This window comes from Streptomyces sp. NPDC031418 (assembly GCF_055581605.1).
Genome location: NZ_JBVIJC010000012.1, coordinates 261,700 through 286,542 on the forward strand (window position 1 = coordinate 261,700; position 24,843 = coordinate 286,542).

Sequence of the window (24,843 nt, forward strand, 5' to 3'; positions counted from 1 at the left end):
AGACTGGGGCGCATGGCCGCCACGAAGGATCCGCGCCCCTGCTCCATCGCCGACGCCCTCGCGCTCGTCGGCGAGAAGTACTCCCTGCTCGTGCTGCGCGAGGTGTTCCTGGGCAACGGCCGCTTCGACCAGCTCGTGCGCAACATCGGCGCCCCGCGCGACATCCTGGCCACCCGGCTGCGCCGCCTGGTGGACGCCGGGATCCTCGCCAAGCACGTGTACAGCGAGCGCCCGCAGCGCTTCGAGTACCGGGCGACACCGGCGGGCCTGGAGCTGGAGCCGGTCCTGATGACGCTCAAGGAGTGGGGCGACCGCCATCTCCGCAAGGGCGTCGGCCTGCCCATGGTCGTCGAGCACAGCTGCGGCGCCGAACTGGTCCCGGTCGTCACCTGCCGGGCCTGCGGGGAGGAGGTCCGGCACGAGGACCTCACGGCCCGCCCCCAGGCCCCGGGCTGGACACTCACCGGCCCGACGGCGGCCTGACGGCACGGCGGCGCCGGCGCGCCTACCGCGGCGGCCCGTACACGTCCAGCCGCCCGCACATGCCGAACCGGCCGCGCTCGGCGGGCAGTTCGGCCCGTACGACGGCCTCGGCGAGGTGTCCGGGATCGCCCTCCGCCAGCCGGTCCAGATGCCGCCCCGTGGTCTCGGCCGCCGCCAGCGCACCCCGCCGCCACCGCTCTCTCCACTCGGCGACCCGGGGCCGTACGAGCGCCACAGCGGCCTGATGGAAGGCGGCCAGCGCTTCCGGCTCCCGAGCGGCCCGCAGGGCTCGGTAACCCTCCAGAGCCAGGTCACGCCGAGCGCGGGCGACCCGCTCCCGCTCCGCCTCCGGCGCGTCCGCCGGGATCGTGGTCGCGGCGGCGTACGCCTCCGGGTCGGCGAGGTACTCGGGCGGCAGCGTGAGCACCGCGTCCCCGGCCTCGGGCAGCCCGCTGTTCTGCATGAGGACGGTGATGCGCAGGTCGTCCTCGTTGACCAGCCGGTGGACGGTGCCCGGCGTGAACCAGGCCACCGTGCCGGGCGCGAGCGGGGTGACCTCGTAGCCGGACGCGGTCAGGGTCTGCACCGCGCCCCGGCCGCCGGTGACGACGTACGCCTCCGAACAGGCCAGGTGCACATGGGGGGTGCCGCCGCGGACCCCGTCGGCGGCGGGCCAGTCGTACACGCACAGCCGGGACACGGCGACCCCGCCCGGCAGGCCCGGGAACCCGCTCCCCGCGGCGCTCACCACGGGTGCGCCGCCAGGTACGCGACGACGTCCTCGCGCTGCCAGGCACCGTCCGCGACGACGATCCGGTAGCGCCGGCGGAGGGTGTCGCCGGGGGCGAGTTCCAGTTCCTCGAAGAAGGCCCAGGAGGGGGCGACGGCGGCGAACGGGTCGTTGCGGACGAACCAGTGCGCCGGGTGGGTGCCGGCGGCGCCGGAGTGGTCGTTCTCGGGGGCGTGGGCGAAGACCAGGGTGGCGTGGCCGTCGGTGCCGTCGTGCTCGCCGGAGTACGCCAGCCACGGCGCCCGGGTGCCCATCAGCGCGGGCCCCTCGCCCTCGGGTGCGAAGATCCGCCCGTCCCGGAAGGACCGCGGGCCGCGCCAGAACAGGCCGGTGTAACCCGCGAGTTCGCGTCCGGCGGTGGTGGGGCTGCCGAACCGCAGCGGCTCGGCACGGCGGTTGGTGATCGCGCTGGTCCAGGTGAGCGCCCAGGAACCGGCACCGGGGTCGACGTCGTGGACCTCGATCCGCCGTTCCTCCTCGGCCCACAGCTCACCGTCGTACGGGTGCCAGGTCAGCCGCTCGGCGATCAGTGCCCGGCCGTCGTCCGCCGCGATCTCGTCGAAACCGGCGTGCCGCATCGAGCCGACCCGCTCGGGGAGTTCGAGATAGCCCTGCCCGGGCACATAGGTGTTGCCGCCCCACAGGTTGGCCCCGGACAGGTGCGAGGCGGTCAGGGACAGGCCCTTGTGCCAGCGGTGGTCGTGCGGGCGGTAGCCGGTGACCACGTCACCGGCGAGGGTGCGGACCGGGTGGAGGTAGGGCCGGGGTGCCTCCCAGGCCGCCTCGGGACGGTAGACGTAGGCGAACAGCTCGACGCCGGTGGTGGGTTCGGTGACGGTGATCCGGTCGCCGAGGACGTGCGCCGTCCGCAGTCCGCCGCTCACGCCAGGGCCCCCTCGGCGGTCACCGGCGCCCAGCCGGGGGCGCCGCCGTGCAGGGCGGTGTAGTACGGGTCGCCGGGCCCGATCTCCCCCGCGCGCACGGTCGTGTCCGTGAACGCCGCCTTGTACAGCGCGGTGATCAACTCCAGGCTGGTCCGGCCGTCCGCGCCGCTGCTGCGCGGGCGCTCACCGGCGCGCATGTCGGCGATCAGCTCGCGCAGCTGGGCGAGGTGCGAGCTGGGCACGTCCGGCCCGAAGTCCCGCCACCGCTCGGCCTCTTCGGCGGGGACACCGGGGGCCGGGGTGATGCGCCAGTCGTCGTTGGCGTGGCCGTAGAGGTGGGTCAGCTCCACGGTGGCGCGCTCGCAGTCGATCCGGATGCGGCTGACCTCGTCGGGGCTCAGCACGCTGTTCACCACGGTGGCGAGGGCGCCGTTGTCGAACCGGACCAGTGCGGTGGAGACGTCCTCGGTCTCCACGTCGTGCACCAGCCGCCCGGCCATCGCCCGCACCTCCCGCCACGGCCCGAGCAGATCGAGCAGCAGGTCCATCTGGTGGATGCCGTGGCCCATGGCCGGCCCGCCGCCCTCGGTGTGCCAGCGGCCCCGCCAGGGCACGGCGTAGTAGGCGGTGTCCCGGTACCAGGTGGTCTGGCAGTGCGCCACCAGCGGCCGCCCGAAGGCGCCTTCGGCGAGCAGCCGGCGCACATGGGCGGAGCCGGATCCGAAGCGGTGCTGGAAGACGATCGCCGCGTACGGCCCCCCGTCGGCGCCCTCCTCGGCCTCGATCGCGTCGAAGTCGGCGAGCGAGGGCACCGGTGGCTTCTCGCACCACACCCAGGCACCGGCGCGCAGCGCGGCCACGGTCTGCGCGCGGTGCAGGGTGGGCGGGGTGCAGATGGTGACGAGGTCGGGCCGCTGCTCGGCGAGCATCCGGTCGAGGTCGGTGTAGGCGTGCGGAACGCCGGCCTCGGCGCGGAGGGCTTCGACGGCGTCCCGGTCGATGTCGACGGCGGCGACGACCTCCGTCTCGCCCTCCTCGGCGAGCCGCGCCAGCGCGGGCAGATGGGAGCCGCGCCCGATGGCACCGGCGCCGACGACCGCGGCCCGGATGCGCCGGCCGGCGAAGGGAAGTGAAGAGCGGGGCATGGGCGGGTTCAGCACTCCTCCGAACGCGGCGGGCGCGCAGCCGGCCGAGAGACCCAGCAAGCGCTTTCTCCTGCGCTGCAACGTAAGCGGCGGCGCCCGGAACGGTCAACAGCGCGGACCGCTTTGCAGGCCGGGGGCGCCGTCGGGCGTCTCCGTAGACTAGGCGCTCGTGATCGCTCTCCGGCCCGGCCTCATCCGTACCGAGCGGCTGACCCTGCTGCCGCTGCGGGTCGAGCATGCCGAGGAGATGGCCGCGGTGCTGTCCGATCCCGGCCTGCACGCCTTCATCGGCGGCGCCCCGCACACCGCTCAGGCGCTGCGGGCCCGCTACGAGCGCCTCGTCGCGGGCTCGCCCGACCCGGCCATCTCCTGGTGCAACTGGGCGATCCGGCTGCGCGACGCGGCCTGTCTGACCGGCACGGTCCAGGCGACCGTCAGCGCCGACGACCGCGTAGCCACAGCGGAGATCGCCTGGGTGGTGGGGACCCCCTGGCAGCGGCGCGGTATCGGCACCGAGGCGGCCCGGGGCCTGGTCGCCTGGCTGCGCGGGCAGCCGGTGCACACGGTCACCGCGCACATCCACCCGGACCACACGGCGTCCGCCGCCGTCGCCACCGCGGCGGGCCTGACCCCGACCGACCAGTGGCACGACGGAGAGGTCAGGTGGCAGATGGCGGTCGGCTGAGCCCACGGGCGCGCCCCCGGCCGGCTCGGTCGCCGTTTCCGGACATCTCCCGGGCGCCGGGGCGGCGCCGCGACGGCAGGCCCAGGGGGACGGCCGCGACGGTCCGCGCGGTGGCCGCCGCCTGCGGATACGCGGCTCCAGGGGCGGCATACGGGCCGGTCGCCCGGCGCGGCCGGCCTCCGCCTGTGCCGGACCCAGCGGGCGATCGCGTCGGGCATATGCGCCCTGGGCTGGTTCGACCCGGCGCGTGGCCCTCCGTCGGCGGTGACCAAGCCCATACGGTCTGCGTAGCCGAGCGGTAGCGCAGTGTCAGTTCTTGCCCCTAGGCTGGCCCGCATGTCCCCCGATTTCATGCCCCTTGGTTCCGTGCGGTCTGCCGCCGAAGTGAACGAGCAGATCCGGGCGTTATGGCTGCGTGCGGGCGGCACCCTATCGGCCCAGGAGCGCACGGAGTACGAGTTGTTGGTGATCGAGTGGGCGAGGGCGGTCCGCGACGGGATCATCGAGGCGGCCTGAGATGAGCCGACGACTCCGGCCGGCCGGGCCGCGCGGTCACGCCCGCAGATGCGCGAGCGCCTCCTCGGCGATCGGGTACGGCCGCTCCTCGGGCAACAGCCGTGCCGCCGCCGCCTCTTCACCGGCCCGCACCAGCGCGTGGATCTCCGTGGCCAGCGGGGTCACGTCCTCGATGCCGACGATCCACTCGTCGGCGTACCGGGCCGCCGCGGCGCCGGCGAGGCCGAGCTGCAAGGAGCGGTACGGCAGCGGGTTGTGGTGCAGATCGCGCTCGGGGTCCCACTGGACCCGCGCCGGGGACTGCCGCAACTGCCGCTGCCAGTCGGCCTTCTCACCGTGCAACTCCGCGACGTGATGCGACAGGCAGGCGTGGCGCAGCGCCCACTCGAAGCCCCCGCGGTCGATCTCGACGGCCAGGACCGTCTCCTGGCCCTCCTTGGTGCCCCAGCCGCAGCGGTACATCATCCACAGGAAGGACGGCTTGATCCAGGTCATGCGGTCCCGCTTCCAGGAGGCCGGGAAGCGACCGGTGCGGGCCGCCGGCCCGCCGATCTCCGGGCGGTAGGCCTGGTAGACGGTGACCGTGGACTCGGTGTGCCGGGCCCGGATGCGGAACGTCGGTTCGGGGGCGAGGGCTTGGTCGTTCGTGTCGTTCTGATCGTTCACAGGGACAGGTTCGGCGCTCGGTGCCGCTCCGTACCACCGAATATCGGGCGCGCACGCCTCTTGGCTCCGCGCCGCGCGTGCCCAACACTTGGCCGATGACGCAGCGTGTGGAACTCGCGACCGTGCGGGACCGGATGGCCGTGGACGAGCTGATCACCGAGTACGCGGCGGCGGTGGACGACGGTGACTGGGCGGCGTATCGGGGGCTGTTCACGGCGGACGGGCGCGCCGACTACCGTTCGGCCGGCGGCGTCGAGGGCGACGCGGGGCGGGTCGCCGGATGGCTTGCCGAGAGCCTGGGGCTGTTCGCCGTACGGCAGCATCTCATCGTCAATCGCCGGATCCGGTTCGAGGTCCTGGAGCAGGACACCGGGGACACGGCCCGGGTCCGGGCCGACTATGTGAACCCGATGCGGTTCACGGACGCCGATCGGTCCGGCGCCCCCGACCTGGTGTGCGGCGGCCGGTACGCGTTCGCGCTGCTGCGCACGGCCGAGGGATGGCGGCTGCGTGAGGTGGTCGTGCAGGAGAAGTGGCGCAGGCTGCCGGACCGCGGCGCCGCGCCACTGCCCGGCTGAGCCTCGGCTACCCGGCCGCCGTCGCCGAAAGGTCGAGCAGCCCCGCCTCCGTCGGCCGGAAGCCGCAGCCCTCCAGATAGAAGGGGCGCAGGTGGGCCTCGTAGTCGGCGTGCAGCCAGGCGCAGTCCGCCGCGCGGGCGGAGCGTGCCGCGGTGGCCACCAGGCCGCTGCCGACACCGCTACGGCGCAGGTCGGCGGCGACCATCGTGTCGAGCAGAAAGGCGTGGGCGCCGCCGTCCCAGGCAACGTTGACGAAGCCGACCAGTCGGCCCTCCGCCCGGGCGCAGACCCAGCCGAGGCTGTGCCGGTGCAGGCGCGTGTGCCAGTCGACGGGGGTCGAAGGATGCCCGAACGCCTCGGCGTGCAGGGCGTCGACGGCGGCGTTGTCGAAGGCGCCGCGCCATTCGTACATGATCGTCATGGCCCGCATCGTAGAGCGCGGCCGGTCCGCGCCGACGGGGGTTCCCGCAGGTCCCGGGCTGTCCCACCGGCCCATCTGTCGGAGATCGGCGCGGGCGCGCACACTGGGAACCTGCCTGGGTAGGGAGAGTCCGTATGAGGATGATCGACCACTGGCTGACCTCCCCCTGGCGGCGCTCCTGCGCCGCCGCGCTCGCGGGCGCGCTGCCCGTGCTCGCGTTCCCTGCTCCGGCGCTGTGGTGGTTCGCCTATGTCGCCCTGGTCCCCTGGATCCTGCTGGCCCGCTCGGCGCCCACGGGGCGGCGGGCGGCGTACGACGGCTGGTGCGGCGGCTTCGGCTTCATGGTCGCCCTGCACCACTGGCTGCTGCCGAGCCTGCACGTCTTCATCTTCCTGATCGGCGCGCTGCTGGGCGCGCTCTGGGCGCCCTGGGGCTGGCTGGTGCGCCGGTACCTCGGCGGGCTGCCCTCGCCGGGCCGGTGCGCGGCCGCGCTGCTGGTGCTGCCCTCGGGCTGGCTGCTGGCGGAGCTGGTGCGGTCCTGGCAGGGGCTGGGCGGGCCGTGGGGGCTGCTGGGCGCCAGCCAGTGGCAGGTGGGCCCGGCGCTGCGGCTGGCCTCGGTCGGCGGGGTGTGGCTGCTCAGCTTCCTGGTGGTGGCCGTGAACGTGGCGGTCGCGGTGCTGCTGGCCGTGCGCGCCGCGCGGCTGCCCGCCGTGGCCTCGCTGGTCGCCGCAGCCTCGCTGGTCGCCGTGGCGGCCGCGACCTCCGCGGCCTGGGCGTGGGCGCCGCGTCCCCGGATCGACGGGCGGGCGCGGATCGCCGTCGTACAGCCGGGTGTCGTGGGCGGGCGGGACAGCGCCGAGCGGCGGTTCGACCGCGAGGAGCAGCTGACCCGGCGGCTCGCCGGGCGGGGCGTGGACCTGGTGGTGTGGGGCGAGTCCAGTGTCGGCTTCGATCTGGCGGACCGGCCCGACCTGGCCCGGCGGATCACCGCGCTGTCCCGGCGCACCGGTGCGGACGTGCTGGTGAACGTGGACGCCCGCCGCTCCGACCGGCCCGGCATCTACAAGAGTTCGGTGCTGATCGGCCCGGACGGCCCGACCGGCGCGCGGTACGACAAGATGCGGCTGGTGCCGTTCGGGGAGTACATACCGGCGCGTTCGCTGTTCGGCTGGGCCACCTCCGTGGGCAAGGCGGCCGGCGAGGACCGCCGGCGCGGCACCGCGCAGGTGGTCATGGAGGCCGGGCACGGGCTGCGGATCGGCCCGTTGGTCTGCTTCGAGACCGCCTTCCCCGACATGAGCCGGCATCTCGCGGGGGACGGTGCGGACGTCCTCCTCGGCCAGTCCGCCACCTCCACCTTCCAGGACAGCTGGGCACCGGCGCAGCACGCCTCACTTGCCGCGCTGCGCGCCGCGGAGACCGGCCGGCCGATGGTGCACGCGACCCTCACCGGGGTCTCCGCCGTGTACGGGCCGGGCGGGCAGCGGCTCGGACCGTGGCTCGGCACCGGTGCGAGCACCGCCCGGGTGTACGACGTACCGCTCGCGCACGGTGTCACGCCGTACGTCCGCTACGGCGACTGGCCGGTGCACGGCGCGCTGCTGGTGCTGGTGGTGGTGTGCGCGGCGGAGGGGACACGGGCGCTCAGGCTGCGCCGGAACGCTCCTGAACCGCTCGTACCACCCGCTCGCACAGCTCATGGGTCGCCAGCGCGTCCCGGGCGCTGAGCACCTTGCCGGCCCGCACGGCGTCGAGGAAGGCGAGGACCGCCTGCTCGATGCCGCGCTGCCGGGCGACCGGCACCCAGTCGCCGCGCCGGCGCACGGTCGGCTGGCCCTTGTGGTCGACGACCTCGGCGAGGTTGAGCACCTGGCGCTTGGTGTCCTGGCCGGAGACCTCCAGGATCTCCTCGGTGGAGCCGCTGAGCCGGTTCATCACGCCGAGCGCGGTGAAGCCGTCCCCGCCGAGCTGGAGCACGACGTGGTGCAGCAGACCGTCCCGGACGCGGGCGCGGACCGTGATGTCGTCGACGGGGCCCGGCACCAGGAAGCGCAGGGTGTCGACGACATGGATGAAGTCGTCCAGGATCAGCGAGCGCGGCTCCTCGGGCAGTCCGATCCGGTTCTTCTGCATGAGGATCAGCTCGCGCGGGTGGTCCAGGCACTGCGTGTATCCGGGGGCGTGGCGCCGGTTGAAGCCGACGCAGAGGGAGACGCCGCGCCGCTCGGCGAGGTCCACCAGCCGTTCGGAGTCGGCGAGTTCGTAGGCCAGCGGCTTGTCGACGTAGGTCGGGACGCCCGCCTCCAGCAGCCGGGTGACGATCTCGGGGTGGACGGCGGTGGGCGCGTGCACGAAGGCGGCGTCGAGGCCGGCGGCGAGCAGCGAGTCCAGGTCCGCGTGGCGCTGCTCCCGCGGCAGGTGCAGGGCGTCGGCGACCCGGTGGAGGGTCGCGGGGGTACGGGTCTGGAGGTGGAGTTCGGTTCCCGGCTGGGTGCCGAGCACCGGCAGATACGCCTTCTGGGCGATGTCCCCGAGTCCGATGCAGCCGATCTTCACCTGTGTCTCCCCTGCCGCTGTCCGGCGTGTGCCTGCTCGGAAGCATACGGGGGCCGCCAGTCGGCGATGCCGTCGAAGCCGCGCAGGAACAGCGCGGGTCCGGCCTTCGACAGCGCGGCGACCGCGGTGTCGCGTACGGCGACGGCCGCCCGGCCGCGGGCCAGGTTCACGCGGGCCACCTTGACGGCCCGGCGGGCGATCCCGGTGGTCCGCGGCAGCCGGTCCGCGGTGTAGGCGACGAGGTCGGGCGCGTGGTGGGCGAGCACCACCGCGTCCTCGATGGCCTGGTTGCCGCCCTGGCCGAGGGTGGGCGGCATGGCGTGGGCGGCGTCGCCGAGGAGGGCGGTGCGGCCCAGGTGGTAGGCGGGCAGGGGCGTGGCGATGTGGTGCACGTCGTGCCGGAGGACGTCCTCGGGACGGGCGGCGGCGAGGACGGCGGGGATCGGCTCGTGCCAGTCGCCGAAACGGCGCAGCAGTTCGGCCTTCTCGCCGTCGGCGGCCCGCTCGCCGGCCGGGGCCAGGGCGGCCGCGTACGCGTAGACCCGGCCGTCCTTGAGCGGGTGGGTGCCCCAGATCCGGCCGCGGCCCCAGGTCTCGTGGGAGGCGAACCGCGCGCCGGGCAGGGGCAGCAGCAGCCGCCAGGTGGTGAACCCGGCGTGGACCGGCCCGGGGTGCAGGGGGAACAGTGCGGCGCGCACCCGGGAGTTGATGCCGTCCGCGGCGACGACGAGGTCCGCTTCCCGTTCGGTGCCGCCGGTGGTGACCCGGGCGGGCCGGTCGCGGTCGCCGGGGTCGGTGAGGGTCGCGGCGGAGGCGGTCCGGACGGCGCCGGGCGGGAGCAGGGCGGCGAGCCGGTCGACCAGGGTGGCGCGGGGCAGCAGGACCAGAGGTCCGCCGAAGCGGTCGGCGGCGGCCCGGGCACTGGACCGGGACAGCCAGCGGCCGCTCGGCGTGCGCAGGCCGCCGTCGCCCTGCCAGGCGGCCAGGTCCCGGATCTCCTCGCCGACGCCGAGGACGTCCAGGGCGGCGAGGGCGTTCGGGGCCAGCGAGATGGCCGCGCCGACGGGCTCCAGCGAGCGGGCCCGCTCCAGCACGGTCACCTCCCAGCCGCGCCGGTGCAGGGCCGCGGCGGCGGTCAGGCCGCCGATCCCGCCCCCGATGACCACCGCACACGCCGACCGCTTCGCCATGACCCCTCCACCCAATCACTACAGATGTAGTTAACCGATGCGTCGACCGTACTACAGAAGTAGTGACTCGGATAGGGTCACCCCATGCCCGCAAGCAGCCCGAACGCCTCCCGCGCCGAACTCGTCGCCGACGCCGCCCTCGCCCTGCTCGCCGAACGCGGGATGCGCGGGCTGACCCACCGGGCGGTGGACGAGACGGCCGGGCTGCCGCCGGGCTCGACGTCGAACGTGGCGCGCACCCGGCAGGCCCTGCTGGAACTCGCGGTACGGCGGCACGCCGAGCGGGAGGCGCGGGTACTGGCCCTGGACGAGACCCCGGACCCCGGGGACGGACCCGACGCGCTGGCCGAGGGGCTGGCCCTCGCGCTGCACCGCTCCCTGACCCGCAACCGCGAGCTGCTCATCGCCCGCTACGAACTGGCCCTGGAGGCCACCCGCCGCCCCGAACTCCGCGCCTTCTACGACGCGACCGGCGCCGTCTTCAAGGAGCAACTGGCCGCACTGCTCACCGCCGCCGGCTCCCCCGACCCGGACCGGCATGTGCTGTCGCTGGTCGCCTGGGCGGACGGGCTGATGTTCTCCTGCGCGGCGGGCTCCTTCGGCGCACGGACCCCGGGCCTGGCCGAGATCCGCACCGGCCTGCGCGAGCTGCTCACCGGCATGCTGGGCCGCTGAGCCCCGGAGCCGAAAAACCGATGGTTTCCCCGGTCCGCACCGGGTGAGGATGCCGTCATGACCATGGAACGCCGTGAACCCGCGACCACCGCCGACGAACGCACCATGCTGGAGGGCTGGCTCGAATACCATCGCCAGACCCTGGCCCACAAGTGCGAGGGCCTGACCGACGCCCAGCTCCGGACCGCGTCCGCGGAGCCGTCCATGCTGTCCCTGATGGGGCTGGTGCGGCACATGGCGGAGGTCGAGCGGGCCTGGTTCCGCAGGATCCTGGCGGGCGAGCAGGCCGGGCCGATCTACTTCACCGAAGAGGGCCCCGACGGCGACTTCCGGGTCACCGAGTCGGACACCTGGGCGGAGGCCCACGCCACCTGGCAGGCCGAGATCGAGGCGGCCCGGCGGCACGCGGCCGGCTTCGCTCTGGACGACCTCTCCAAGGGCCGGCACCGGCGCACGAACGAGTCGTTCAACCTGCGCTGGATCTACACGCACATGATCGAGGAGTACGCCCGGCACAACGGCCACGCCGATCTGCTCCGCGAGCGCATCGACGGCGTCACCGGCGACTGAACGTCAGCCCCGAGCATCCGAAACCCCTCGTCCGGGGCACGCAATCACCCGTGCGGGGGTCCGAACCTTCGCTCCCCGGTGCGAAACGACGGGCCGACCCAGCATTCTTGCGCGGTGCATCGAACGACCACCACCGCAGCGCTCCTGGTCACCATGGCCGTATCGGCCCTCACGGGCTGTATGACGGTTCCGCGCCCGGCACCTCCCGGGCCCCCGCCCGCATCGGCGACCGCGCTGCCGCCGGTGCCCCGGCCGGACGGCAGCGGGGAGCCCCGGGTGGTGCAGGCACCGGCCCGTGAGGCGCTGGAGATGGTCGGGCCGTACCCCCCGCATCCGAAGCACTCCGGGCCGGCGACTCCGCACCGGCCCGCCGCCGCACCCCCGGCCGTCCACCACCCGCACATCCCGGCGGCTCCGGCCGCTCCGGCGGCACCGCCGCGCCCGCGCGCTCGGCCGCACCACCCGCATCACCACCACCGGCGCACCCACACCCGCGTTCCGGGCCTGCCCCGGACGATCCCGAAGACCCCGGACGTCTGCGCGCTGGGCAGGCAGTACGGCGGCTGGCGCAAGGACAGCCCGGAGGCGGTGATCTGCGAGGAGACCTACGGCCGCTGACCGGCGCCGCCGATCGGCAGCGCCCCGCCGGCTACCGCTGGCGCGGCGGCCCGCAGCTGCCGTCGCCGTCCTCCCCCAGCCGCACGGCCAGGCGCCTGATCGCCGCCCGCACCCCGGCCCCGTACCCGTCGTCCGTGAGCGTGCCCGCCGCACTGCGGGCCCGGCGGAGGTGGCTGCGGGCGGCCTCGGGGCGGCCCAGCTTGGCGTAGTCCGCGGCCAGGTTGAGATGCAGGGAGGGAAAGAAGCCCCGGACGGTCAGCGGATCGCCGCCGCGCCCGTCGGCCAGCTCCTCCGCCGCGGACAAGGCCCGCAGGTCCCAGGCGAGTTCGTCCGCCGGATCGTCCTGGGTGTCGGCGAGGTAGTGGGCGAGGGTGCAGCGGTGCAGCGGGGCGCCGTGCTCGCCGACCTCCGCCCACAGGTCGAGGAAGCGGCTGCGGGCCTCCTCCCGGTCGCCGCCGTGGTGCAGCATCACGACCTGGCCGATCCGCGTCAGCAGGGCGTCCGGCGCCGCCTGGTCCTGTCGCTCCACCACCGCGTCCTCCGGGCCGTCGTCAGGTGTCTGTCTTCGACGCTAGATGGCGCCGCCGGTTTTGCGGGGCAGGCGGCGCCGTCGTGTCCGGGGCAGTGGTTGACCGCGGCACGGTGGGGGCTGGTCGCGCAGTTCCCCGCGCCCCTTCGGGGCGCTCAGCCCAGGTTCGGGATGGTCCAGTCGATCGGGGTGTGGCCCTGGCGGGCGATCGCCTCGTTGATCTGGGTGAAGGGGCGGGAGCCGAAGAACTTCTTCGCGGAGAGCGGGGAGGGGTGGGCGCCCTTCACCACCGCATGCCGCTCCTGGTCGATCAGCGGGAGCTTCTTCTGGGCGTAGTTGCCCCAGAGCACGAACACCGCCGGGTCGCTGCGGTCGGCCACCGCGCGGATCACCGCGTCGGTGAACTTCTCCCAGCCCTTGCCCTTGTGCGAGTTCGCCTCGCCCTCGCGCACGGTGAGCACCGCGTTGAGCAGGAGCACGCCCTGACGGGCCCACGGCATCAGGTAGCCGTTGTCCGGGACCGGCAGGCCCAGCTCCTCCTGCATCTCCTTGTAGATGTTCCGCAGCGAGGGCGGGGTCTTCACCCCGGGGCGCACCGAGAAGCACAGGCCGTGCCCCTGGCCCGGGCCGTGGTACGGGTCCTGGCCGAGGATCAGCACCTTGACCTGGTCGTACGGCGTGGCGTCCAGCGCGGCGAAGACCTCCTCGCGCGGCGGGTAGACAGGACCCTTCGCCCGCTCCTCCTCGACGAACTCGGTCAGCTCCTTGAAGTAGGGCTGTTGCAGCTCGTCGCTCAGAACCCCGCGCCAGGACTCGGGCAGCATGGCGGTGTCGGTCACGTCAACGTCCTCACGATGTGCGGTCACTTGCTCGCCTCAGAACCTACAGGCGACCACTGACAACCGGCACGACAAGGGTCGGGCACCGGGCTCACCAGCTGGTCTTGCGGTGCAGCATCCACATCATCATGATCGTCGACGGGTCGAGGGCCTGCTCGCCGCCGGAGATGTCGTCGCTCGCGGCCACGTACTGCCGGCCCTGCCACAGCGGGATCAGCCGGGCGTCGTTCACCAGGATCTGCTGGGCCTGTTCCACGTCCTTGACGGTCTGCGCGCGGTCGCTCTGCGCGCGCGAGTGGGGCAGCAGCTTGCCGGTGATCTCCTTGGCCGGGTACGGCGTGCCGAGCGCGTTGTGCTCGCCGACGAAGGGGGCGATGAAGTTGTCCGCGTCGGGGAAGTCCGGGAACCAGCCGCGCCCGAACACCGGGTACTCGCCCTTCTGGTAGCCGACCACGTAGCTCTTCCAGGGGCGGCTCTTGAGGGTGATGGTGAACAGCCCGGAGGCCTCCAGCTGCCGCTTGAGCTCCTGGAACATCTGGCCCGTCTCGGAGCCGTAGCGGTCGGTGGTGTACCAGAGGGTGAGCGGGACCGGCTGGTGGATGCCGGCGGCGGTCAGCAGGGCGCGGGCCTTGTCGGCGCTGGGGTCGCCGTAGTCGTCGAAGAAGCCGGTGGTGTGCCCGGTCAGGCCCTTGGGGATCATGGAGTACAGCGGGTCGACGGTGTCCTTGTAGACCTTGTGGGCGATGGCGCCCCGGTCGATGACCTGGGCGACGGCCCTGCGCACGGCGGGCTGCTTGGCCCAGGGGTCCTTGGGGTTGAAGACCAGGTAGCTGATGTCGGTGCCGGCGCCGTCGACGAGCTGGAGGTCGGTGGTGGCGTGCTGCTGGAGGGCGAGGATGTCGTCGGCGGCGAGACCGCGGTAGGTGACGTCGATCTGCTTCGCCCGCAGGGCCTTGACCATGCTGGACGAGTCCTGGAAGTAGCGGATGGTCACCGCGTCGTTCTGCGGCTGGGCGAAGCCGTGGTAGTTGCCGTTGCCGACGAGGACGGCCTCCTTGTCCTCCTCGTACGACTGGAGCTGGTAGGGCCCGGAGCCGAAGACCTTGCCGTCCGTGCGCAGCGAGCGGGCCGGGTAGTCGTCGGGGTCGACGATCGACATGGCGGGGGTGGCCAGCACGAACGGGAAGGTGGCGTCGGACTGGTTGAGATGGAAGACGATGGTCCGGTCGCCGCTCGTCTCCACCCGGTCCAGGCTGTCGAGCAGGCCCGCGGGGCCGCCGGGGGCGTTGATGGTGCGGATGCGGTTGATGGAGTAGGCGACGGCCCGGGCGGTGAGCGGGTCGCCGTCGGCGAACTTCAGGTTCGCGCGCAGGGTGCAGCGGTAGGTGCGGCTGCCGGAGTCGGTGAAGGAGCAGCTCTCGGCGGCGTCGGGCTGCGGGGTGGTCGCGCCGTTCGGGTAGGCGAGGAGCGTCTGGTAGATGTTGCGGTACAGCTCCCAGGAACCGTCCCAGGCGCCGGCCGGGTCCAGGGTGCTCGGCGCACTGGTGGTGCCGACCACGATGGGCCCCTTGCCGGCCGGGTCTCCGTCGGAGAACAGACCGCATCCGGTCAGCAGGGATATGGACGCGATCGCCGCGACTCGCCGCAGGAATCGGTTCCGGTTGAACACGCGCACGCTCCTCGATCTGCCGTACCAAGGGTCGGCAGACCATACCGCAGCGTCCGGCTAGTCGAACCACCCCTGGAATCCCGGCTCTTGATCGATTGCGCTGTGACGACGTTGTCATCCCACTGGGTGGATCGTGTACGGCGTTCCGGGCGCCGATCCGTCGGAAGTTCGGCGCCCGGAACGGACGATCAGCTGACGCCGGCGTTGAGGAAGATGCCGCCGTCCAGGACGAGCGTCTGACCGGTGATCCAGTCGGACTGACCGGAGGTGAGGAAGGCCGCGGCGCCACCGATGTCGGAGGGCAGGCCGAGCCGGCCGAGCGGGTAGGCGGCGGCCGCCTCGTCCTCGCGGTTCTCCCACAGCGCCTGGGCGAACTTGGTCTTGACCACGGCCGGGGCGATCGCGTTGACCCGGACCTTCGGCGCGAACTCGTGCGCCAACTGCTGGGTCAGGTTGATCATCGCCGCCTTGCTGACGCCGTAGGCGCCGATGAACGGCGAGGGCGCGAGGCCCGCGACCGAGGCGATGTTGACGATCGCGCCGCCGTTCTCCTTCTGCCAGGCGTGCCAGGCCTTCTGGGCGAAGCCGAGCGCGGAGATCACGTTGGTGTCGAAGACCTTGCGCGCGACGTTCAGGTCGAGGTCCGCGAGCGGCCCGAAGACCGGGTTGGTGCCCGCGTTGTTGACCAGGAAGTCCAGGCGGCCGAAGGCCTCCATGGTGCGTTCGACGGCCTCGGTCTGGTGGTCCGGGTCATGGGCCTTGCCCACGACGGCGATGACCCGGTCGGCGCCGAGCCGGTCGACGGCCTCCTTCAGGCTGTCCTCGGTGCGGCCGGTGATGCAGACCCGGTCACCGCGCGCGACCAGGGCCTCGGCGATGCCGTACCCGATGCCGCGGCTGGCGCCCGTGATGAGGGCGACCTTGCCGGAGAGTTCCACGGAAGTCATGGTGCGTGTTCCTTAGTTGAGCGGGCCGCCGGCGACGTACAGCACCTGGCCGGAGACGAAGCCGGCCGCCTCGCCGGTGAAGAAGGCGATGGCGTTGGCGATGTCCTCGGGCTCGCCGACGCGCTGCACCGGGATCTGGGTGGCGGCGGCCTTCTTGAAGTCGTCGAAGCCCATGCCCACCCGGTCGGCGGTGGCCTTGGTCATCTCCGTGGCGATGAAGCCGGGGGCCACGGCGTTGGCGGTGATGCCGAACTTGCCCAGCTCGATGGCGAGGGTCTTGGTGAAGCCCTGGAGACCGGCCTTGGCGGCGGAGTAGTTGGCCTGGCCGCGGTTGCCGAGCGCCGAGGAGGAGGACAGGTTGACGATCCGGCCGAAGCCCGCGTCGACCATGTGCTTCTGCACGGCCTTGGTCATCAGGAAGGAGCCGCGCAGGTGCACGTTCAGGACGGTGTCCCAGTCGGAGACGCTCATCTTGAACAGCAGGTTGTCGCGGAGCACGCCGGCGTTGTTGACCAGGATGGTCGGCGCGCCCAGCTCCGCGGTGATGCGGGCGACGGCCGCCTCGACCTGCGCCTCGTCGGACACGTCGGCGCCGACCGCGATCGCCGTGCCGCCGGCGGCGGTGATCTTCTCGACGGTGTCCTTGCAGGCGGCCTCGTCCAGGTCGATCACGGCGACCGCGCGACCCTCGGCGGCCAGCCGTACGGCGGTGGCGGCCCCGATGCCGCGCGCCGCTCCGGTGACGACCGCGACCCGCTGTTCAGTGGTGGACATTACTGCTTCTCCTCGCCCTTGAGAGAACCTGTCGGGCCCCTCGGCAGGGACCCCTCGTGCGCGGTGAGCGACCGCTTAGTACCTTCAGCACCCGTGACGCTAGAAGGCCTGGCACCCGGTGTCAACGGGGCGCCCGGCCGGTGTGATCCATTACCTCACCAGGAGGTCCAGCAAGCGCTCGGCCTCGGCCGCCGGGTCGGTGGTGAGTCCGGTGTGCACCGGACCCGGCTGGACGACGGTGGAGCGGGGCGCGATCAGCCAGCGGAAGCGCCGGCCGGCGTCGTCCCGGGCCGCCTGCCCGGCCTCCTCGCCGCCCGCGCAGATCCTCTCCACGGCACCGAGGGCGGCCCGGATCCCGTCCGCGTCCGCCGCCGGGTCCAGGGCCCGCAGCCGGGCCTCGTCCAGATGGGTGCGGGCTCCGACGTAGCCCCGCGCCCGGCAGTAGAGGATCACGCCGGCGTTGATGTACTCGCCGCGCTCGATCCGCGGCACGACCCGCAGCAGCGCGTACTCGAACACGTCCCGGTCGCCGCCCTGGCCCGCCCGGGTGATGTGCCGCTCGGTGACATGGCCGGCCACGTGGATGTGCCGCTCGCTCACTTGCCCTCCTCGATACCGGTGATGCGCTCGGCGATGACGGCCGCCCGGGCCAGCAGCGGGCGCGCATAGGCCCGCCGCAGCTCGTCCGGGGTGTCGAAGCCCGGCTCGTCGGCCAGCCAGGCGTCGGGGATCTCGGCGGTGACCTCGGCGAGCAGGTCCTCGGTGACCAGGGGCGCCAGCTCGGCCGCGGCGGCGGTGACGTCCGGGGCGAAGCGGGCGAGGGCGTGGTCCGAGGCGTCGTAGGGGCGGGCGGCGGAGGCCCCGGCGGAGGGCCAGTTGTGGTGCCAGATCATGGTGGCGCCGTGGTCGATGAGCCACAGTTCGCCGCGGTGCACCAGGAGGTTGGGGTTGCGCCAGGAGCGGTCGACGTTGTTGACGAGCGCGTCGAACCAGACGATCCGGCCGGCCTCCTCGGGGCGCACCGGGAAGGCGAGCGGGTCGTAGCCGAGGGCGCCGGAGAGGAAGTCCATGCCGAGGTTGGCGCCACCGCTGCCGCGCAGCAGGTCCTGCACCTGCTGTTCGGGCTCGCCGAGGCCGAGGACCGGGTCCAGGCGCAGGGTGACCAGCCGGGGCATCCGGAACCCGAGCCGCCGGGCCAGCTCGCCGCACACCACCTCGGCCACGAGCGTCTTGCGGCCCTGTCCGGCGCCGGTGAACTTGATGACATAGGTCCCGAAGTCGTCGGCCTCGACGAGTCCCGGCAGCGATCCCCCCTCACGCAGCGGCGTGATGTAGCGGGTCGCGGTGACTTCCTTGAGCATCGCCCCAGGTTACTGGGGCGCGGCCGGGACCGGCCGACAGCTCGCGCACCGCTGCCTGCGCATGCCCGGGCGGCGAGGATCGGGGTTCCCCGTCTGAACAGGTGGCGCCCGGGGGCCGTACCCCTCGGCGGACCACGAACCGCACCGCGGAAGGGAACCCCCACATGACCAGCGCATCGCTCAACTCCCCCGCCGGACCGGCCCGCCGTACCGTCGTGGCGGCGGCCGGAGCGGCGGGGCTCGCCGCCGCGCTGACGGCCTGCGGCTCGGGCGACGACTCCTCGAAGAGCGTGACCACCGGCTCCGGCACCGCACTGGCCAAGACCTCCGACATCCCGGAGGGCGGCGGCAAGGTCTTCAAGGACCAGGGGGTGGTGGTCACGCAGCCGACCGCCGGCCAGTACAAGGCGTTCTCGTCGAAGTGCACCCATCAGGGCTGCGCGGTGAGCAGCGTGGCGAACGGGGTGATCGTGTGCCCGTGCCACAACAGCCACTTCTCCGCCGAGGACGGCAGTGTGAAGCAGGGTCCGGCGACCCGGCCGCTGCCCGCGGCGAAGATCACCGTCTCCGGCGAGGACATCACGCTGGCCTGACCCGTGCCAGATGGCCGAGGACCTCGTCGGTGGTCGTGACCGTGGCGACCAGCGCGAGGGTGTGCCGGACCAGCTGGGGGGTGTAGTCGGCGGGCACCCCGGCGATGGCGTCGGCCGGGACGACGACCGTGTAGCCGAGGTTGACGGCGTCGAACACCGCGTTGGGCACGGCCACGTTCGCCGAGACACCGGTGACGACCAGCGTGCGGCAGCCGAGATTGCGCAGCAGCGGGTCGACGTCGGTGCCGTGCAGCGGGGACAGGCCGTGCAGCCGCCGTACGACGAGATCCTCGTCGCCGACCTCGATCGGGGGCGCCACGCGCACCGCCGTGCTGCCGCTGAGCTGCTGCACCGGGAGGCGTTCGGCGGCCCGGAACAGGCGGGCGTTGCGGCTGGCGCCGCGGCCGTCCGGGCGGCGCTCGGCGATGGCGTGGATCACCTGCACACCGCTCGCGTGGGCGGCGGCGACCAGCCGGGCGACATTGCGCAGGGCGCCGGAGGCGCGGGCCGCTCGGGCGAGTTCGGGCAGTGCGCTGTCCGGTCCGACGACCCCGCGCTGGCACTCCACGGTCAGCAGGACGGTGTGCACGGGATCGAGCAGCTCGGCGAGCCGGTCGTACGACGGCATGAGGGACCCCCCTTGATTTTCTGACGGAATGTCAGAGGATCGCTCTGACACGATAGTTGGCCGGTTACAGGGGACAGAAGAGGGGGCCGCATGAGCGTCAGTCAGCAGCGCAGGGGCCGGAGGATCATGATGACGCCCGGCGAGCTGGACGCGTTCCTCACCACACAGCGCACCTGCCGGGTCGCGACCGTCTCGGCCGACGGCACCCCGCATGTGAGCGCCCTGTGGTTCGCCTGGGACGGCACCTCGCTGTGGCTGTACTCGGTGGTCCGCAGCAGGCGCTGGGCACAGCTGCGGCGCGATCCGCGCGTGGCCGTCGTGATCGACTCCGGCGAGGAGTACGACGAGCTGCGCGGGGCCGAGCTGTCCGGGCGGGTCGAGTTCGTGGGCGAGGTGCCGCGCACGGGTGAGCTGTGCGCCGAACTCGACACCCCGGAGACCCTGTTCGCCCGCAAGAACTTCGGCCTGGAGGAGATGCCGCACGACGGCCGGCACGCCTGGGCCCGGCTGACCCCGGAGAAGATCGTCTCCTGGGACTTCCGCAAGCTGGGGACGCGCTAGGGGGGCTAGGGCCGGCTCACCTGGCGGGCGGCTGACTGGAGGGCGTCCACGGCCGCGCGGATCGAGGGCCGGCGGTCCGCGTCCGCCCGCCAGATCACGTAGACATGGCGGCGCACGCGGGGCCGCACCGGCACCAGGACGACCCCCTCGGGCACCGGGTGGCGGCCCAGCAGCGGTGCGATGCACACGCCCAGCCCGGCGGCCACCAGCCCGAGTTGGGTGTGGGTCTCCCCGGCACGGTGGCCGACGATCGGCTCGACGCCCTTGGAGCGGAGCGTGAACATCAGCCACTCGTGGCAGAACTCGCCCTCGCCCCAGGTGATCCACTCGTCCTCGGCGAAGTCGGTGAGGTCCACCTCGGCCCGGTCCGCGAACCGGTGCCCGGCGGGCATCGCGACATCGGCCGGGTCGTCCAGCAGGGGCGCCTTGACCAGGCCGTCCGGCACCGGCATCGGCTTGTTGTACCAGTCGAGGACCACGGCGAGGTCGAGGTCGCCGCGGACGACCGCCGCGATGCCGCGCTCCGGCTCCAGCTCGCTGGAGCGCACCCGCAGCCCCGGGTGCGCGCTGCGCAGCGCGCCCAGGGCGGCCGGGAAGAGGCCGCGGGCGGCGGTCGGGAACGCGGACAGCCGCAGCTCGCCGACGACCTGGCCGCGGTGCGCCTCGAGGTCGGACTCGGCCAGCTCTACCTGGGAGAGGATGCGTGCCGTGTGCTCCGCCAGCAGCCGGCCGGCGTCGGTGAGCCGTACCCCCCGGCCGTTCTTGGCGAGGAGCTGCTGACCGACCTCCCGCTCCAGCTTGCCCAGCTGCTGGGAGACGGCGGAGGTGGTGACGTGCAGCGCTTCGGCGGCCGCGCTGACCGAGCCGTGCCGGGCGAGGGCGTCCAGGGTGCGCAGGCGCTCCAGATTCAACATGTAAGGGATTCTAAGAGGTACCTGAGGGAAAATCTCGATTGTGCTACGAGATCGCCCAGGGCATCGTGGAGGGCATGAGCACCCCCGCCCCGAGGACGGCCCCCGCGCCGCGACCGCAGTCCCCCAAGCCCCCCACCCGCACCCCCGCCTCCGCCCCGGCCGGCCCGCGCGCCCGCCTGGACTGGCGGCTCCGCTTCGGCGCCCTGTCGCTGATCTGGGGCTTCAGCTTTCTGCTGATCAAGGTGGGCACGGAGGGCTACGCGCCCTTCCAGGTCACCCTGGGGCGGCTCGTGTTCGGTACGGCGGTCCTGGCGGCGACGATGGCCGTCAAGCGGGAGCGGCTGCCGCGCGGAGCGCGCCTGTGGGGCCACATGGCGGTCGCCGCGTTCTTCCTGAACGCCCTGCCGTTCTCGCTCTTCGCCTACGCGGAGCTGACGATCCCGTCCACGCTGGCCGGCATCTGCAACGCGACCTCCCCGCTGTGGGGCATGGCGCTGTCCCTGGTCGCCCTGTCCGAGGACCGGCCCACCCGGGTCCGCGTCGCCGGGCTCGGCCTCGGCTTCCTCGGGGTGCTGACGGTCCTCGGAGCCTGGCAGGGCTTCCACGGGCTGGACGCCACGGGTACGGCGATGGCACTGCTGGCCTCGCTGAGCTACCCCGTCGGCTGGATCTACGTCCGGCGCACCCTCGCCGGCACCGGGAACTCGCATCTGTCCATGACCGGCGGCCAGCTGCTGCTGGCGACGGTCCAGCTGACCCTGGTCACCCCGCTGTTCACCGACCTCCCCGCCCATGTCCGGCTCGTCCCGCTGCTGGCGATCGCCGCGCTGGGGGCGCTGGGCACCGGGCTGGCCGTCCTGATCCAGTACGGCCTGGTCGCGGAGGTCGGGCCGACCACGGCACAGATGGTCACGTACTTCATCCCGGTCATCGCCACCGCCGCGGGCGTAGCGATCCTCGGCGAGTCGCTGCGCTGGACGACCCCGGTCGGCGCCGTGATCGTCCTGGCGGGAGCGGCACTGACCCAGGTGCGCCGCAAGGCCGGCTGAGCCGGCGCCGTCCTCCGGCAGTGCTCCGGTCACCCGTAGACGCGCTCCGGAGACGGCCGTACCGCCGCCGCCACCGCCTCGGCCAGCGGCTCGATGTCCTCGGCGGTCAGGGTCGAGACGGTGATCCGGACGCCCGGGGGGCTGTTCAGCCGGAAGCGGGCGCCCGGTGCGACCGCCCAGCCGGCCTGGAGCAGCCGGGCCACCGCGACCGTCTCGTCGGGGACCGGGACCCAGACGTGCAGACCGCTGCGGCCGTGGGCGGTCAGGCCGTGGCCGGCGAGCGCGTCGATCAGGAGCTGCCTGCGGTTCCGGTACGCCGCCGCCACCGCCGCCCGGTCCACGGCGCCCTCGCTCCACAGCCGCACCACCGCCCGCTGGAGCAGCAGGCTCACCCAGCCAGGCCCGAGGCGCTGGCGGCCGCGCACCCGGTCCAGCGTGACCGGGTCCCCGGCGAGGACGGCGAGGCGCAGATCGGGGCCGTAGGCCTTGGCCACGGAGCGGACGAAGGCCCAGTGCCGGGTGACACCCGCGAGGGGGTGCAGCGGCAGGTCGACGATGCCGTTGCCGTGGTCGTCCTCGATCAGCAGGGTCTGCGGATGCTCCCGCAGCACCGCGCGCAGGGCACGCGCGCGCGTGGCCGACACCGCGGCGCCGGTCGGGTTCTGGGCGCGGTCGGTGACGATCACGGCGCGGGCCCCGGACTCCAGCGCGCGGCGCAGATCCTCGGCGCGCGGTCCGTCGTCGTCCACGCCGACCGGGAGCGCGCGCAGCCCCAGCGCGGGCACCAGGTCGATGACGCTGCCCCAGCCGGGGTCCTCGACGGCGACGGCGTCGCCCGGCCGGAGGTGGGCGACGAGCACCCGCTCGACGGCGTCGAGGGAACCGGAGGCCACCATGACCGGCCCCTCCGGGACGCCGTCCGCGTCGAGTTCGGCGCGGGCGAGGCGGACGAGGTCCGGGTCGACGGGCTCGGCCCCGTAGAGGACCGGATCGCGGTCCGCGGCCTCCGCCGCCGCGGCGAAGGCCGGGCCGAGGCGGGGCATCAGGGCCGGGTCGGGGTTGCCGGCGGCGAGGTCGCGGCCGCCCGGCGGCACCTGGACGCGCAGCTCCCTGCGCCCGGTGGTGGCCGGTTTCGCCCGCACCCGGCTGCCCCGGCGGCCGGCGGTCTCGATCACCCCGCGCTCGCGCAGGGTGCGGTAGGCGGCCGCCACCGTATTGGGATTCACCCCGAGCCGGGCCGCCAACTCCCGCATGGGAGGCAGGGGTTGGCCCGGCTTCAGCTCGCCCGAGCCCACCGCGCGCTCGACGCTCGACGCGATCTCGGCTGCGCCGCGCCCTTCGATCGGATATTCTCCTAGCACAAAGCCAATTATGCACTAGTGCAATAACTTTTTCACGGAGGACCGCCATGCCGGGCACGACCGAGGAACCGCAGTCCGCCTCCTACCCCGCCACCGACCGCACAGTGCCCACGCGCTCGGCGGACCGCGCGTCGTACGACAAGGACGTGGTGCACGCGATACTCGACGAGGGTTACGTCTGCCACCTCGGCTTCGTCCGCGACGGCGCCCCGGTGGTGCTGCCGACCCTGTACGGCCGGGTCGGCGACCGGCTCTATGTGCACGGCTCCACGGGTTCGCGCCCGCTGCGGATGGCCGGCCAGGCCGATCCGGGTCTGCCGGTGTGCCTGACGGTCACCCATGTCGACGGCCTGGTGCTGGCCCGGTCCGCCTTCCACCACTCGATCAACTACCGCTCGGTCGTGGTGCACGGCGTCGCGCACGAGGTCACCGACCCCGAGGAGCGGCGACTGGCGCTGGACGCGCTGGTCGACCATGTCGTCCCGGGCCGGGCCGCCGACTCGCGGCCCGCGAACAAGAAGGAACTGGCCGCCACCGCCGTGATCCGCCTGGACCTGGAGCAGGTCTCGGCGAAGATCCGCACCGGCCCCGCCAACGACGAGCCCGAGGACCTGGACCTCCCGCACTGGTCCGGCGTGGTCCCCCTCCGCAAGGGTTACGACACCCCGATCCCCAACCCCGACCTGGCCCCGGAAGTGCCCCTGCCGGACTACCTCTCCGCGCACTAGCCCGAACGCCCAGCCCGCTCCGTCCAGGGCAGCCCCCTCCGACGCCTCGGCGGCGGAGGGGGGCTGCCCTGGATGCGCCGCCCCCTCCCCCGGCCCCTCAGGCCGCCGTGCCCCGCGCGGACAGCTCCCTTTCCGCGCCGCCCGCCGCCACCGGTTCCGCGGCCCCCTTGGCCGGTGTCGAGGACTGGGCGATGAAGGCGCCGACCAGCACGACCGCGCCACCGGCGACCTGGGGAGCCGACAGGTGTTCGCCGAGCAGTACCCAGGCCAGCACCGTCGCGATCACCGCCTCCAGGCAGGCGACGACCCCGGCGACCTGCGGCGACAGCCGCCGCACGGAGAGCACACCGGTGACGTACGCGACGACGGTGGCGACCAGGACGATCCAGCCCAGCAGGGCGAGAGCCGGTACGGCGGTGCCGTTCAGGTCGGCGGAGCCGGTCAGCACCGACCACGGCATGGTCCAGGGCCGGGCGACGACCGTCAGCACGGCCGCGCCGACCAGCAGGCCGTAGGCGATGACGCCGAGCGGGTCCGGTGCCTCCGCGCCCGCGTCGCTGCCCTGGTCGGCCAGGACGAAGTAGCCGACCTGGCAGCAGGCGGCGCCGAGCGCGAGCAGCAGGCCGAGCGCGTCGAAGCTCAGCCCCGACCACACCTCGACCACACAGGCGAGCCCGCCGGCCGCGAGGACCACACCGAGCGCGGCGGCCCGCGAGACCGGCCGCCGCTGTACGAACCGCACCCAGCCGAGCACCAGCGCGGGAGCCAGGTACTCGATGAGCAGCGCCACCCCGACCGGGATACGGGAGAGTGCGGCGAAGTAGCAGGCCTGGACACCGGCGACGGCCAGCAGCCCGAACCCGGCGAGCAGCGCGGGGCGCCGGCGCAGCAGGGCGCGGTGCCGGACCGCGAGGGGAAGCATCACGAGGGCGGCGCCGGTGACCCGCAGCCACACCACGTGCAGCGGGTCGAGGCCCGCCTCGATCAACGGCTTGGCGGCCACTCCCGACCCGCCGAACGCCACCGCCGAGGCCAGCGCGAGACCGAGTCCCGCCCCCTTGCCCCGGCTGCCCTGACTGCTCTCAGACGTATGCACCGGCACATCATGACAGC

Annotated in this window: 30 protein-coding genes; 12 read left to right on the top strand and 18 right to left on the bottom strand. The window is 73.6% G+C overall.

Going from position 1 to position 24,843, the window contains the following annotated elements; all coding sequences use genetic code 11:
* The first annotated feature begins 12 nt into the window (after positions 1-12).
* The gene (locus ACZ5CZ_RS20215; protein WP_468944550.1) at positions 13-483 is read left to right on the top strand and encodes a winged helix-turn-helix transcriptional regulator; all 471 of its coding nucleotides are present in this window, start codon (positions 13-15) and stop codon (positions 481-483) included.
* A 22-nt stretch (positions 484-505) separates the two neighbouring features.
* Here ACZ5CZ_RS20215 and ACZ5CZ_RS20220 read toward each other — a convergent pair whose 3' ends face one another.
* The 3 genes from ACZ5CZ_RS20220 to ACZ5CZ_RS20230 are packed head-to-tail and all read right to left on the bottom strand — an operon-like array spanning position 506 to position 3,302.
* Positions 506-1,231: a cupin domain-containing protein gene (locus ACZ5CZ_RS20220; protein WP_468944553.1), complete on the bottom strand. Its 726-nt coding sequence runs from the start codon at positions 1,229-1,231 to the stop codon at positions 506-508.
* Positions 1,228-2,157 (bottom strand): DUF6807 domain-containing protein, encoded by a 930-nt coding sequence (locus tag ACZ5CZ_RS20225; RefSeq protein WP_468944556.1) that lies wholly within the window; start codon positions 2,155-2,157, stop codon positions 1,228-1,230. Before ACZ5CZ_RS20225 ends, ACZ5CZ_RS20220 begins: the two co-directional genes overlap by 4 nt.
* Entirely contained in the window at positions 2,154-3,302 is a 1,149-nt protein-coding gene (locus tag ACZ5CZ_RS20230) for a Gfo/Idh/MocA family protein (protein WP_468944558.1), read from the bottom strand. Before ACZ5CZ_RS20230 ends, ACZ5CZ_RS20225 begins: the two co-directional genes overlap by 4 nt.
* Positions 3,303-3,471: 169 nt before the next feature.
* Here ACZ5CZ_RS20230 and ACZ5CZ_RS20235 point away from each other — a divergent pair, with 169 nt between their 5' ends.
* Positions 3,472-3,987, top strand: a complete 516-nt coding sequence (locus ACZ5CZ_RS20235; protein WP_468944561.1) for a GNAT family N-acetyltransferase — start codon at positions 3,472-3,474, stop codon at positions 3,985-3,987.
* Positions 3,988-4,323: 336 nt separating this feature from the next.
* Positions 4,324-4,503: a hypothetical protein gene (locus ACZ5CZ_RS20240; RefSeq protein WP_468944564.1), complete on the top strand. Its 180-nt coding sequence runs from the start codon at positions 4,324-4,326 to the stop codon at positions 4,501-4,503.
* A 36-nt stretch (positions 4,504-4,539) separates the two neighbouring features.
* Here ACZ5CZ_RS20240 and ACZ5CZ_RS20245 read toward each other — a convergent pair whose 3' ends face one another.
* Positions 4,540-5,169 carry a DUF4291 domain-containing protein gene (locus ACZ5CZ_RS20245; protein WP_468944566.1) on the bottom strand — a complete coding sequence of 210 codons (630 nt, stop codon included), beginning with the start codon at positions 5,167-5,169 and terminating at the stop codon, positions 4,540-4,542.
* Positions 5,170-5,264: 95 nt separating this feature from the next.
* Here ACZ5CZ_RS20245 and ACZ5CZ_RS20250 point away from each other — a divergent pair, with 95 nt between their 5' ends.
* The gene (locus ACZ5CZ_RS20250; RefSeq protein ID WP_385844164.1) at positions 5,265-5,747 is read left to right on the top strand and encodes a nuclear transport factor 2 family protein; all 483 of its coding nucleotides are present in this window, start codon (positions 5,265-5,267) and stop codon (positions 5,745-5,747) included.
* A 7-nt stretch (positions 5,748-5,754) separates the two neighbouring features.
* On the opposite strand, the gene ACZ5CZ_RS20255 is transcribed toward ACZ5CZ_RS20250, so the two are convergent.
* Entirely contained in the window at positions 5,755-6,168 is a 414-nt protein-coding gene (locus tag ACZ5CZ_RS20255; protein WP_385844163.1) for a GNAT family N-acetyltransferase, read from the bottom strand.
* 134 nt (positions 6,169-6,302) lie between these two features.
* Here ACZ5CZ_RS20255 and lnt point away from each other — a divergent pair, with 134 nt between their 5' ends.
* Positions 6,303-7,895: an apolipoprotein N-acyltransferase gene (gene lnt / locus ACZ5CZ_RS20260; protein WP_385844162.1), complete on the top strand. Its 1,593-nt coding sequence runs from the start codon at positions 6,303-6,305 to the stop codon at positions 7,893-7,895.
* On the opposite strand, the gene ACZ5CZ_RS20265 is transcribed toward lnt, so the two are convergent.
* Complete coding sequence (locus tag ACZ5CZ_RS20265; protein WP_385844161.1) at positions 7,813-8,724, bottom strand: Gfo/Idh/MocA family protein; 912 nt, start codon at positions 8,722-8,724, stop codon at positions 7,813-7,815. The two genes, lnt and ACZ5CZ_RS20265, sit on opposite strands and share 83 nt — an antisense overlap.
* A complete protein-coding gene (locus tag ACZ5CZ_RS20270) occupies positions 8,721-9,914 on the bottom strand; it encodes an FAD-dependent monooxygenase (protein WP_468944570.1) in 1,194 nt (397 codons plus the stop codon). The genes ACZ5CZ_RS20265 and ACZ5CZ_RS20270 overlap by 4 nt, the downstream gene beginning before the upstream one ends.
* Before the next feature lie 84 nt (positions 9,915-9,998).
* On the opposite strand from ACZ5CZ_RS20270, the gene ACZ5CZ_RS20275 reads away from it, so the two are divergent.
* The 3 genes from ACZ5CZ_RS20275 (at position 9,999) to ACZ5CZ_RS20285 (ending at position 11,777) form a co-directional block, all read left to right on the top strand.
* On the top strand, positions 9,999-10,589 hold the full coding sequence (locus ACZ5CZ_RS20275) for a TetR/AcrR family transcriptional regulator (RefSeq protein ID WP_385844159.1): 591 nt from the start codon (positions 9,999-10,001) through the stop codon (positions 10,587-10,589).
* Between the two features lie 57 nt (positions 10,590-10,646).
* Positions 10,647-11,159, top strand: coding sequence for a DinB family protein (locus ACZ5CZ_RS20280; protein ID WP_468944572.1), 513 nt, complete (start codon positions 10,647-10,649; stop codon positions 11,157-11,159).
* Between the two features lie 114 nt (positions 11,160-11,273).
* The gene (locus tag ACZ5CZ_RS20285; protein WP_385844157.1) at positions 11,274-11,777 is read left to right on the top strand and encodes a hypothetical protein; all 504 of its coding nucleotides are present in this window, start codon (positions 11,274-11,276) and stop codon (positions 11,775-11,777) included.
* A gap of 31 nt (positions 11,778-11,808) precedes the next feature.
* Here ACZ5CZ_RS20285 and ACZ5CZ_RS20290 read toward each other — a convergent pair whose 3' ends face one another.
* From ACZ5CZ_RS20290 to ACZ5CZ_RS20320, 7 genes are all read right to left on the bottom strand, one after another.
* Positions 11,809-12,309 carry a hypothetical protein gene (locus ACZ5CZ_RS20290; RefSeq protein ID WP_385844156.1) on the bottom strand — a complete coding sequence of 167 codons (501 nt, stop codon included), beginning with the start codon at positions 12,307-12,309 and terminating at the stop codon, positions 11,809-11,811.
* A 152-nt stretch (positions 12,310-12,461) separates the two neighbouring features.
* Positions 12,462-13,145, bottom strand: a complete 684-nt coding sequence (locus tag ACZ5CZ_RS20295) for a uracil-DNA glycosylase (protein WP_385844155.1) — start codon at positions 13,143-13,145, stop codon at positions 12,462-12,464.
* A gap of 91 nt (positions 13,146-13,236) precedes the next feature.
* Positions 13,237-14,814, bottom strand: coding sequence for an ABC transporter substrate-binding protein (locus ACZ5CZ_RS20300; RefSeq protein WP_468944576.1), 1,578 nt, complete (start codon positions 14,812-14,814; stop codon positions 13,237-13,239).
* A 188-nt stretch (positions 14,815-15,002) separates the two neighbouring features.
* Positions 15,003-15,761 carry an SDR family oxidoreductase gene (locus ACZ5CZ_RS20305; RefSeq protein WP_385844153.1) on the bottom strand — a complete coding sequence of 253 codons (759 nt, stop codon included), beginning with the start codon at positions 15,759-15,761 and terminating at the stop codon, positions 15,003-15,005.
* 12 nt (positions 15,762-15,773) lie between these two features.
* Positions 15,774-16,535, bottom strand: a complete 762-nt coding sequence (fabG, locus tag ACZ5CZ_RS20310) for a 3-oxoacyl-ACP reductase FabG (RefSeq protein WP_385844152.1) — start codon at positions 16,533-16,535, stop codon at positions 15,774-15,776.
* A gap of 150 nt (positions 16,536-16,685) precedes the next feature.
* A complete protein-coding gene (locus ACZ5CZ_RS20315; protein WP_385844151.1) occupies positions 16,686-17,135 on the bottom strand; it encodes a DUF3037 domain-containing protein in 450 nt (149 codons plus the stop codon).
* Positions 17,132-17,896: a HipA family kinase gene (locus tag ACZ5CZ_RS20320; protein WP_468944581.1), complete on the bottom strand. Its 765-nt coding sequence runs from the start codon at positions 17,894-17,896 to the stop codon at positions 17,132-17,134. Before ACZ5CZ_RS20320 ends, ACZ5CZ_RS20315 begins: the two co-directional genes overlap by 4 nt.
* A 164-nt stretch (positions 17,897-18,060) precedes the next feature.
* Here ACZ5CZ_RS20320 and ACZ5CZ_RS20325 point away from each other — a divergent pair, with 164 nt between their 5' ends.
* Positions 18,061-18,489, top strand: coding sequence for a Rieske (2Fe-2S) protein (locus ACZ5CZ_RS20325; protein WP_385844149.1), 429 nt, complete (start codon positions 18,061-18,063; stop codon positions 18,487-18,489).
* On the opposite strand, the gene ACZ5CZ_RS20330 is transcribed toward ACZ5CZ_RS20325, so the two are convergent.
* Positions 18,476-19,117, bottom strand: a complete 642-nt coding sequence (locus ACZ5CZ_RS20330) for a cysteine hydrolase family protein (protein ID WP_385844148.1) — start codon at positions 19,115-19,117, stop codon at positions 18,476-18,478. The genes ACZ5CZ_RS20325 and ACZ5CZ_RS20330 overlap by 14 nt on opposite strands.
* A 90-nt stretch (positions 19,118-19,207) precedes the next feature.
* Here ACZ5CZ_RS20330 and ACZ5CZ_RS20335 point away from each other — a divergent pair, with 90 nt between their 5' ends.
* A complete protein-coding gene (locus ACZ5CZ_RS20335) occupies positions 19,208-19,678 on the top strand; it encodes a pyridoxamine 5'-phosphate oxidase family protein (protein ID WP_385844147.1) in 471 nt (156 codons plus the stop codon).
* 5 nt (positions 19,679-19,683) lie between these two features.
* Here the strand turns inward: ACZ5CZ_RS20335 and ACZ5CZ_RS20340 are convergent, their stop codons facing one another.
* On the bottom strand, positions 19,684-20,592 hold the full coding sequence (locus ACZ5CZ_RS20340; protein WP_385844146.1) for a LysR family transcriptional regulator: 909 nt from the start codon (positions 20,590-20,592) through the stop codon (positions 19,684-19,686).
* A 38-nt stretch (positions 20,593-20,630) separates the two neighbouring features.
* Here ACZ5CZ_RS20340 and ACZ5CZ_RS20345 point away from each other — a divergent pair, with 38 nt between their 5' ends.
* The gene (locus tag ACZ5CZ_RS20345) at positions 20,631-21,641 is read left to right on the top strand and encodes a DMT family transporter (protein ID WP_468944586.1); all 1,011 of its coding nucleotides are present in this window, start codon (positions 20,631-20,633) and stop codon (positions 21,639-21,641) included.
* Between the two features lie 29 nt (positions 21,642-21,670).
* Here ACZ5CZ_RS20345 and ACZ5CZ_RS20350 read toward each other — a convergent pair whose 3' ends face one another.
* Positions 21,671-23,002, bottom strand: coding sequence for an aminotransferase class I/II-fold pyridoxal phosphate-dependent enzyme (locus ACZ5CZ_RS20350; RefSeq protein ID WP_468944588.1), 1,332 nt, complete (start codon positions 23,000-23,002; stop codon positions 21,671-21,673).
* 47 nt (positions 23,003-23,049) lie between these two features.
* Between ACZ5CZ_RS20350 and ACZ5CZ_RS20355 the strand changes: the two genes are divergently transcribed.
* Positions 23,050-23,730, top strand: coding sequence for a pyridoxamine 5'-phosphate oxidase family protein (locus ACZ5CZ_RS20355; protein WP_385844143.1), 681 nt, complete (start codon positions 23,050-23,052; stop codon positions 23,728-23,730).
* A 97-nt stretch (positions 23,731-23,827) separates the two neighbouring features.
* Here the strand turns inward: ACZ5CZ_RS20355 and ACZ5CZ_RS20360 are convergent, their stop codons facing one another.
* Positions 23,828-24,832 carry an EamA family transporter gene (locus ACZ5CZ_RS20360; protein ID WP_468944658.1) on the bottom strand — a complete coding sequence of 335 codons (1,005 nt, stop codon included), beginning with the start codon at positions 24,830-24,832 and terminating at the stop codon, positions 23,828-23,830.
* Between the last annotated feature and the right edge of the window lie 11 nt (positions 24,833-24,843).

Bases quoted from the DNA above. Each gene is read 5' to 3' on its own strand.
- ACZ5CZ_RS20215 (WP_468944550.1), top strand. From the start codon at position 13: ATGGCCGCCACGAAGGATCCGCGCCCCTGCTCCATCGCCGACGCCCTC.
- ACZ5CZ_RS20230 (WP_468944558.1), bottom strand. From the start codon at position 3,302: ATGCCCCGCTCTTCACTTCCCTTCGCCGGCCGGCGCATCCGGGCCGCG.
- ACZ5CZ_RS20240 (WP_468944564.1), top strand. From the start codon at position 4,324: ATGTCCCCCGATTTCATGCCCCTTGGTTCCGTGCGGTCTGCCGCCGAA.
- ACZ5CZ_RS20250 (WP_385844164.1), top strand. From the start codon at position 5,265: ATGACGCAGCGTGTGGAACTCGCGACCGTGCGGGACCGGATGGCCGTG.
- ACZ5CZ_RS20255 (WP_385844163.1), bottom strand. From the start codon at position 6,168: ATGACGATCATGTACGAATGGCGCGGCGCCTTCGACAACGCCGCCGTC.
- lnt (WP_385844162.1), top strand. From the start codon at position 6,303: ATGAGGATGATCGACCACTGGCTGACCTCCCCCTGGCGGCGCTCCTGC.
- ACZ5CZ_RS20270 (WP_468944570.1), bottom strand. From the start codon at position 9,914: ATGGCGAAGCGGTCGGCGTGTGCGGTGGTCATCGGGGGCGGGATCGGC.
- ACZ5CZ_RS20275 (WP_385844159.1), top strand. From the start codon at position 9,999: ATGCCCGCAAGCAGCCCGAACGCCTCCCGCGCCGAACTCGTCGCCGAC.
- ACZ5CZ_RS20280 (WP_468944572.1), top strand. From the start codon at position 10,647: ATGACCATGGAACGCCGTGAACCCGCGACCACCGCCGACGAACGCACC.
- ACZ5CZ_RS20305 (WP_385844153.1), bottom strand. From the start codon at position 15,761: ATGACTTCCGTGGAACTCTCCGGCAAGGTCGCCCTCATCACGGGCGCC.
- fabG (WP_385844152.1), bottom strand. From the start codon at position 16,535: ATGTCCACCACTGAACAGCGGGTCGCGGTCGTCACCGGAGCGGCGCGC.
- ACZ5CZ_RS20320 (WP_468944581.1), bottom strand. From the start codon at position 17,896: ATGCTCAAGGAAGTCACCGCGACCCGCTACATCACGCCGCTGCGTGAG.
- ACZ5CZ_RS20325 (WP_385844149.1), top strand. From the start codon at position 18,061: ATGACCAGCGCATCGCTCAACTCCCCCGCCGGACCGGCCCGCCGTACC.
- ACZ5CZ_RS20330 (WP_385844148.1), bottom strand. From the start codon at position 19,117: ATGCCGTCGTACGACCGGCTCGCCGAGCTGCTCGATCCCGTGCACACC.
- ACZ5CZ_RS20335 (WP_385844147.1), top strand. From the start codon at position 19,208: ATGAGCGTCAGTCAGCAGCGCAGGGGCCGGAGGATCATGATGACGCCC.
- ACZ5CZ_RS20340 (WP_385844146.1), bottom strand. From the start codon at position 20,592: ATGTTGAATCTGGAGCGCCTGCGCACCCTGGACGCCCTCGCCCGGCAC.
- ACZ5CZ_RS20355 (WP_385844143.1), top strand. From the start codon at position 23,050: ATGCCGGGCACGACCGAGGAACCGCAGTCCGCCTCCTACCCCGCCACC.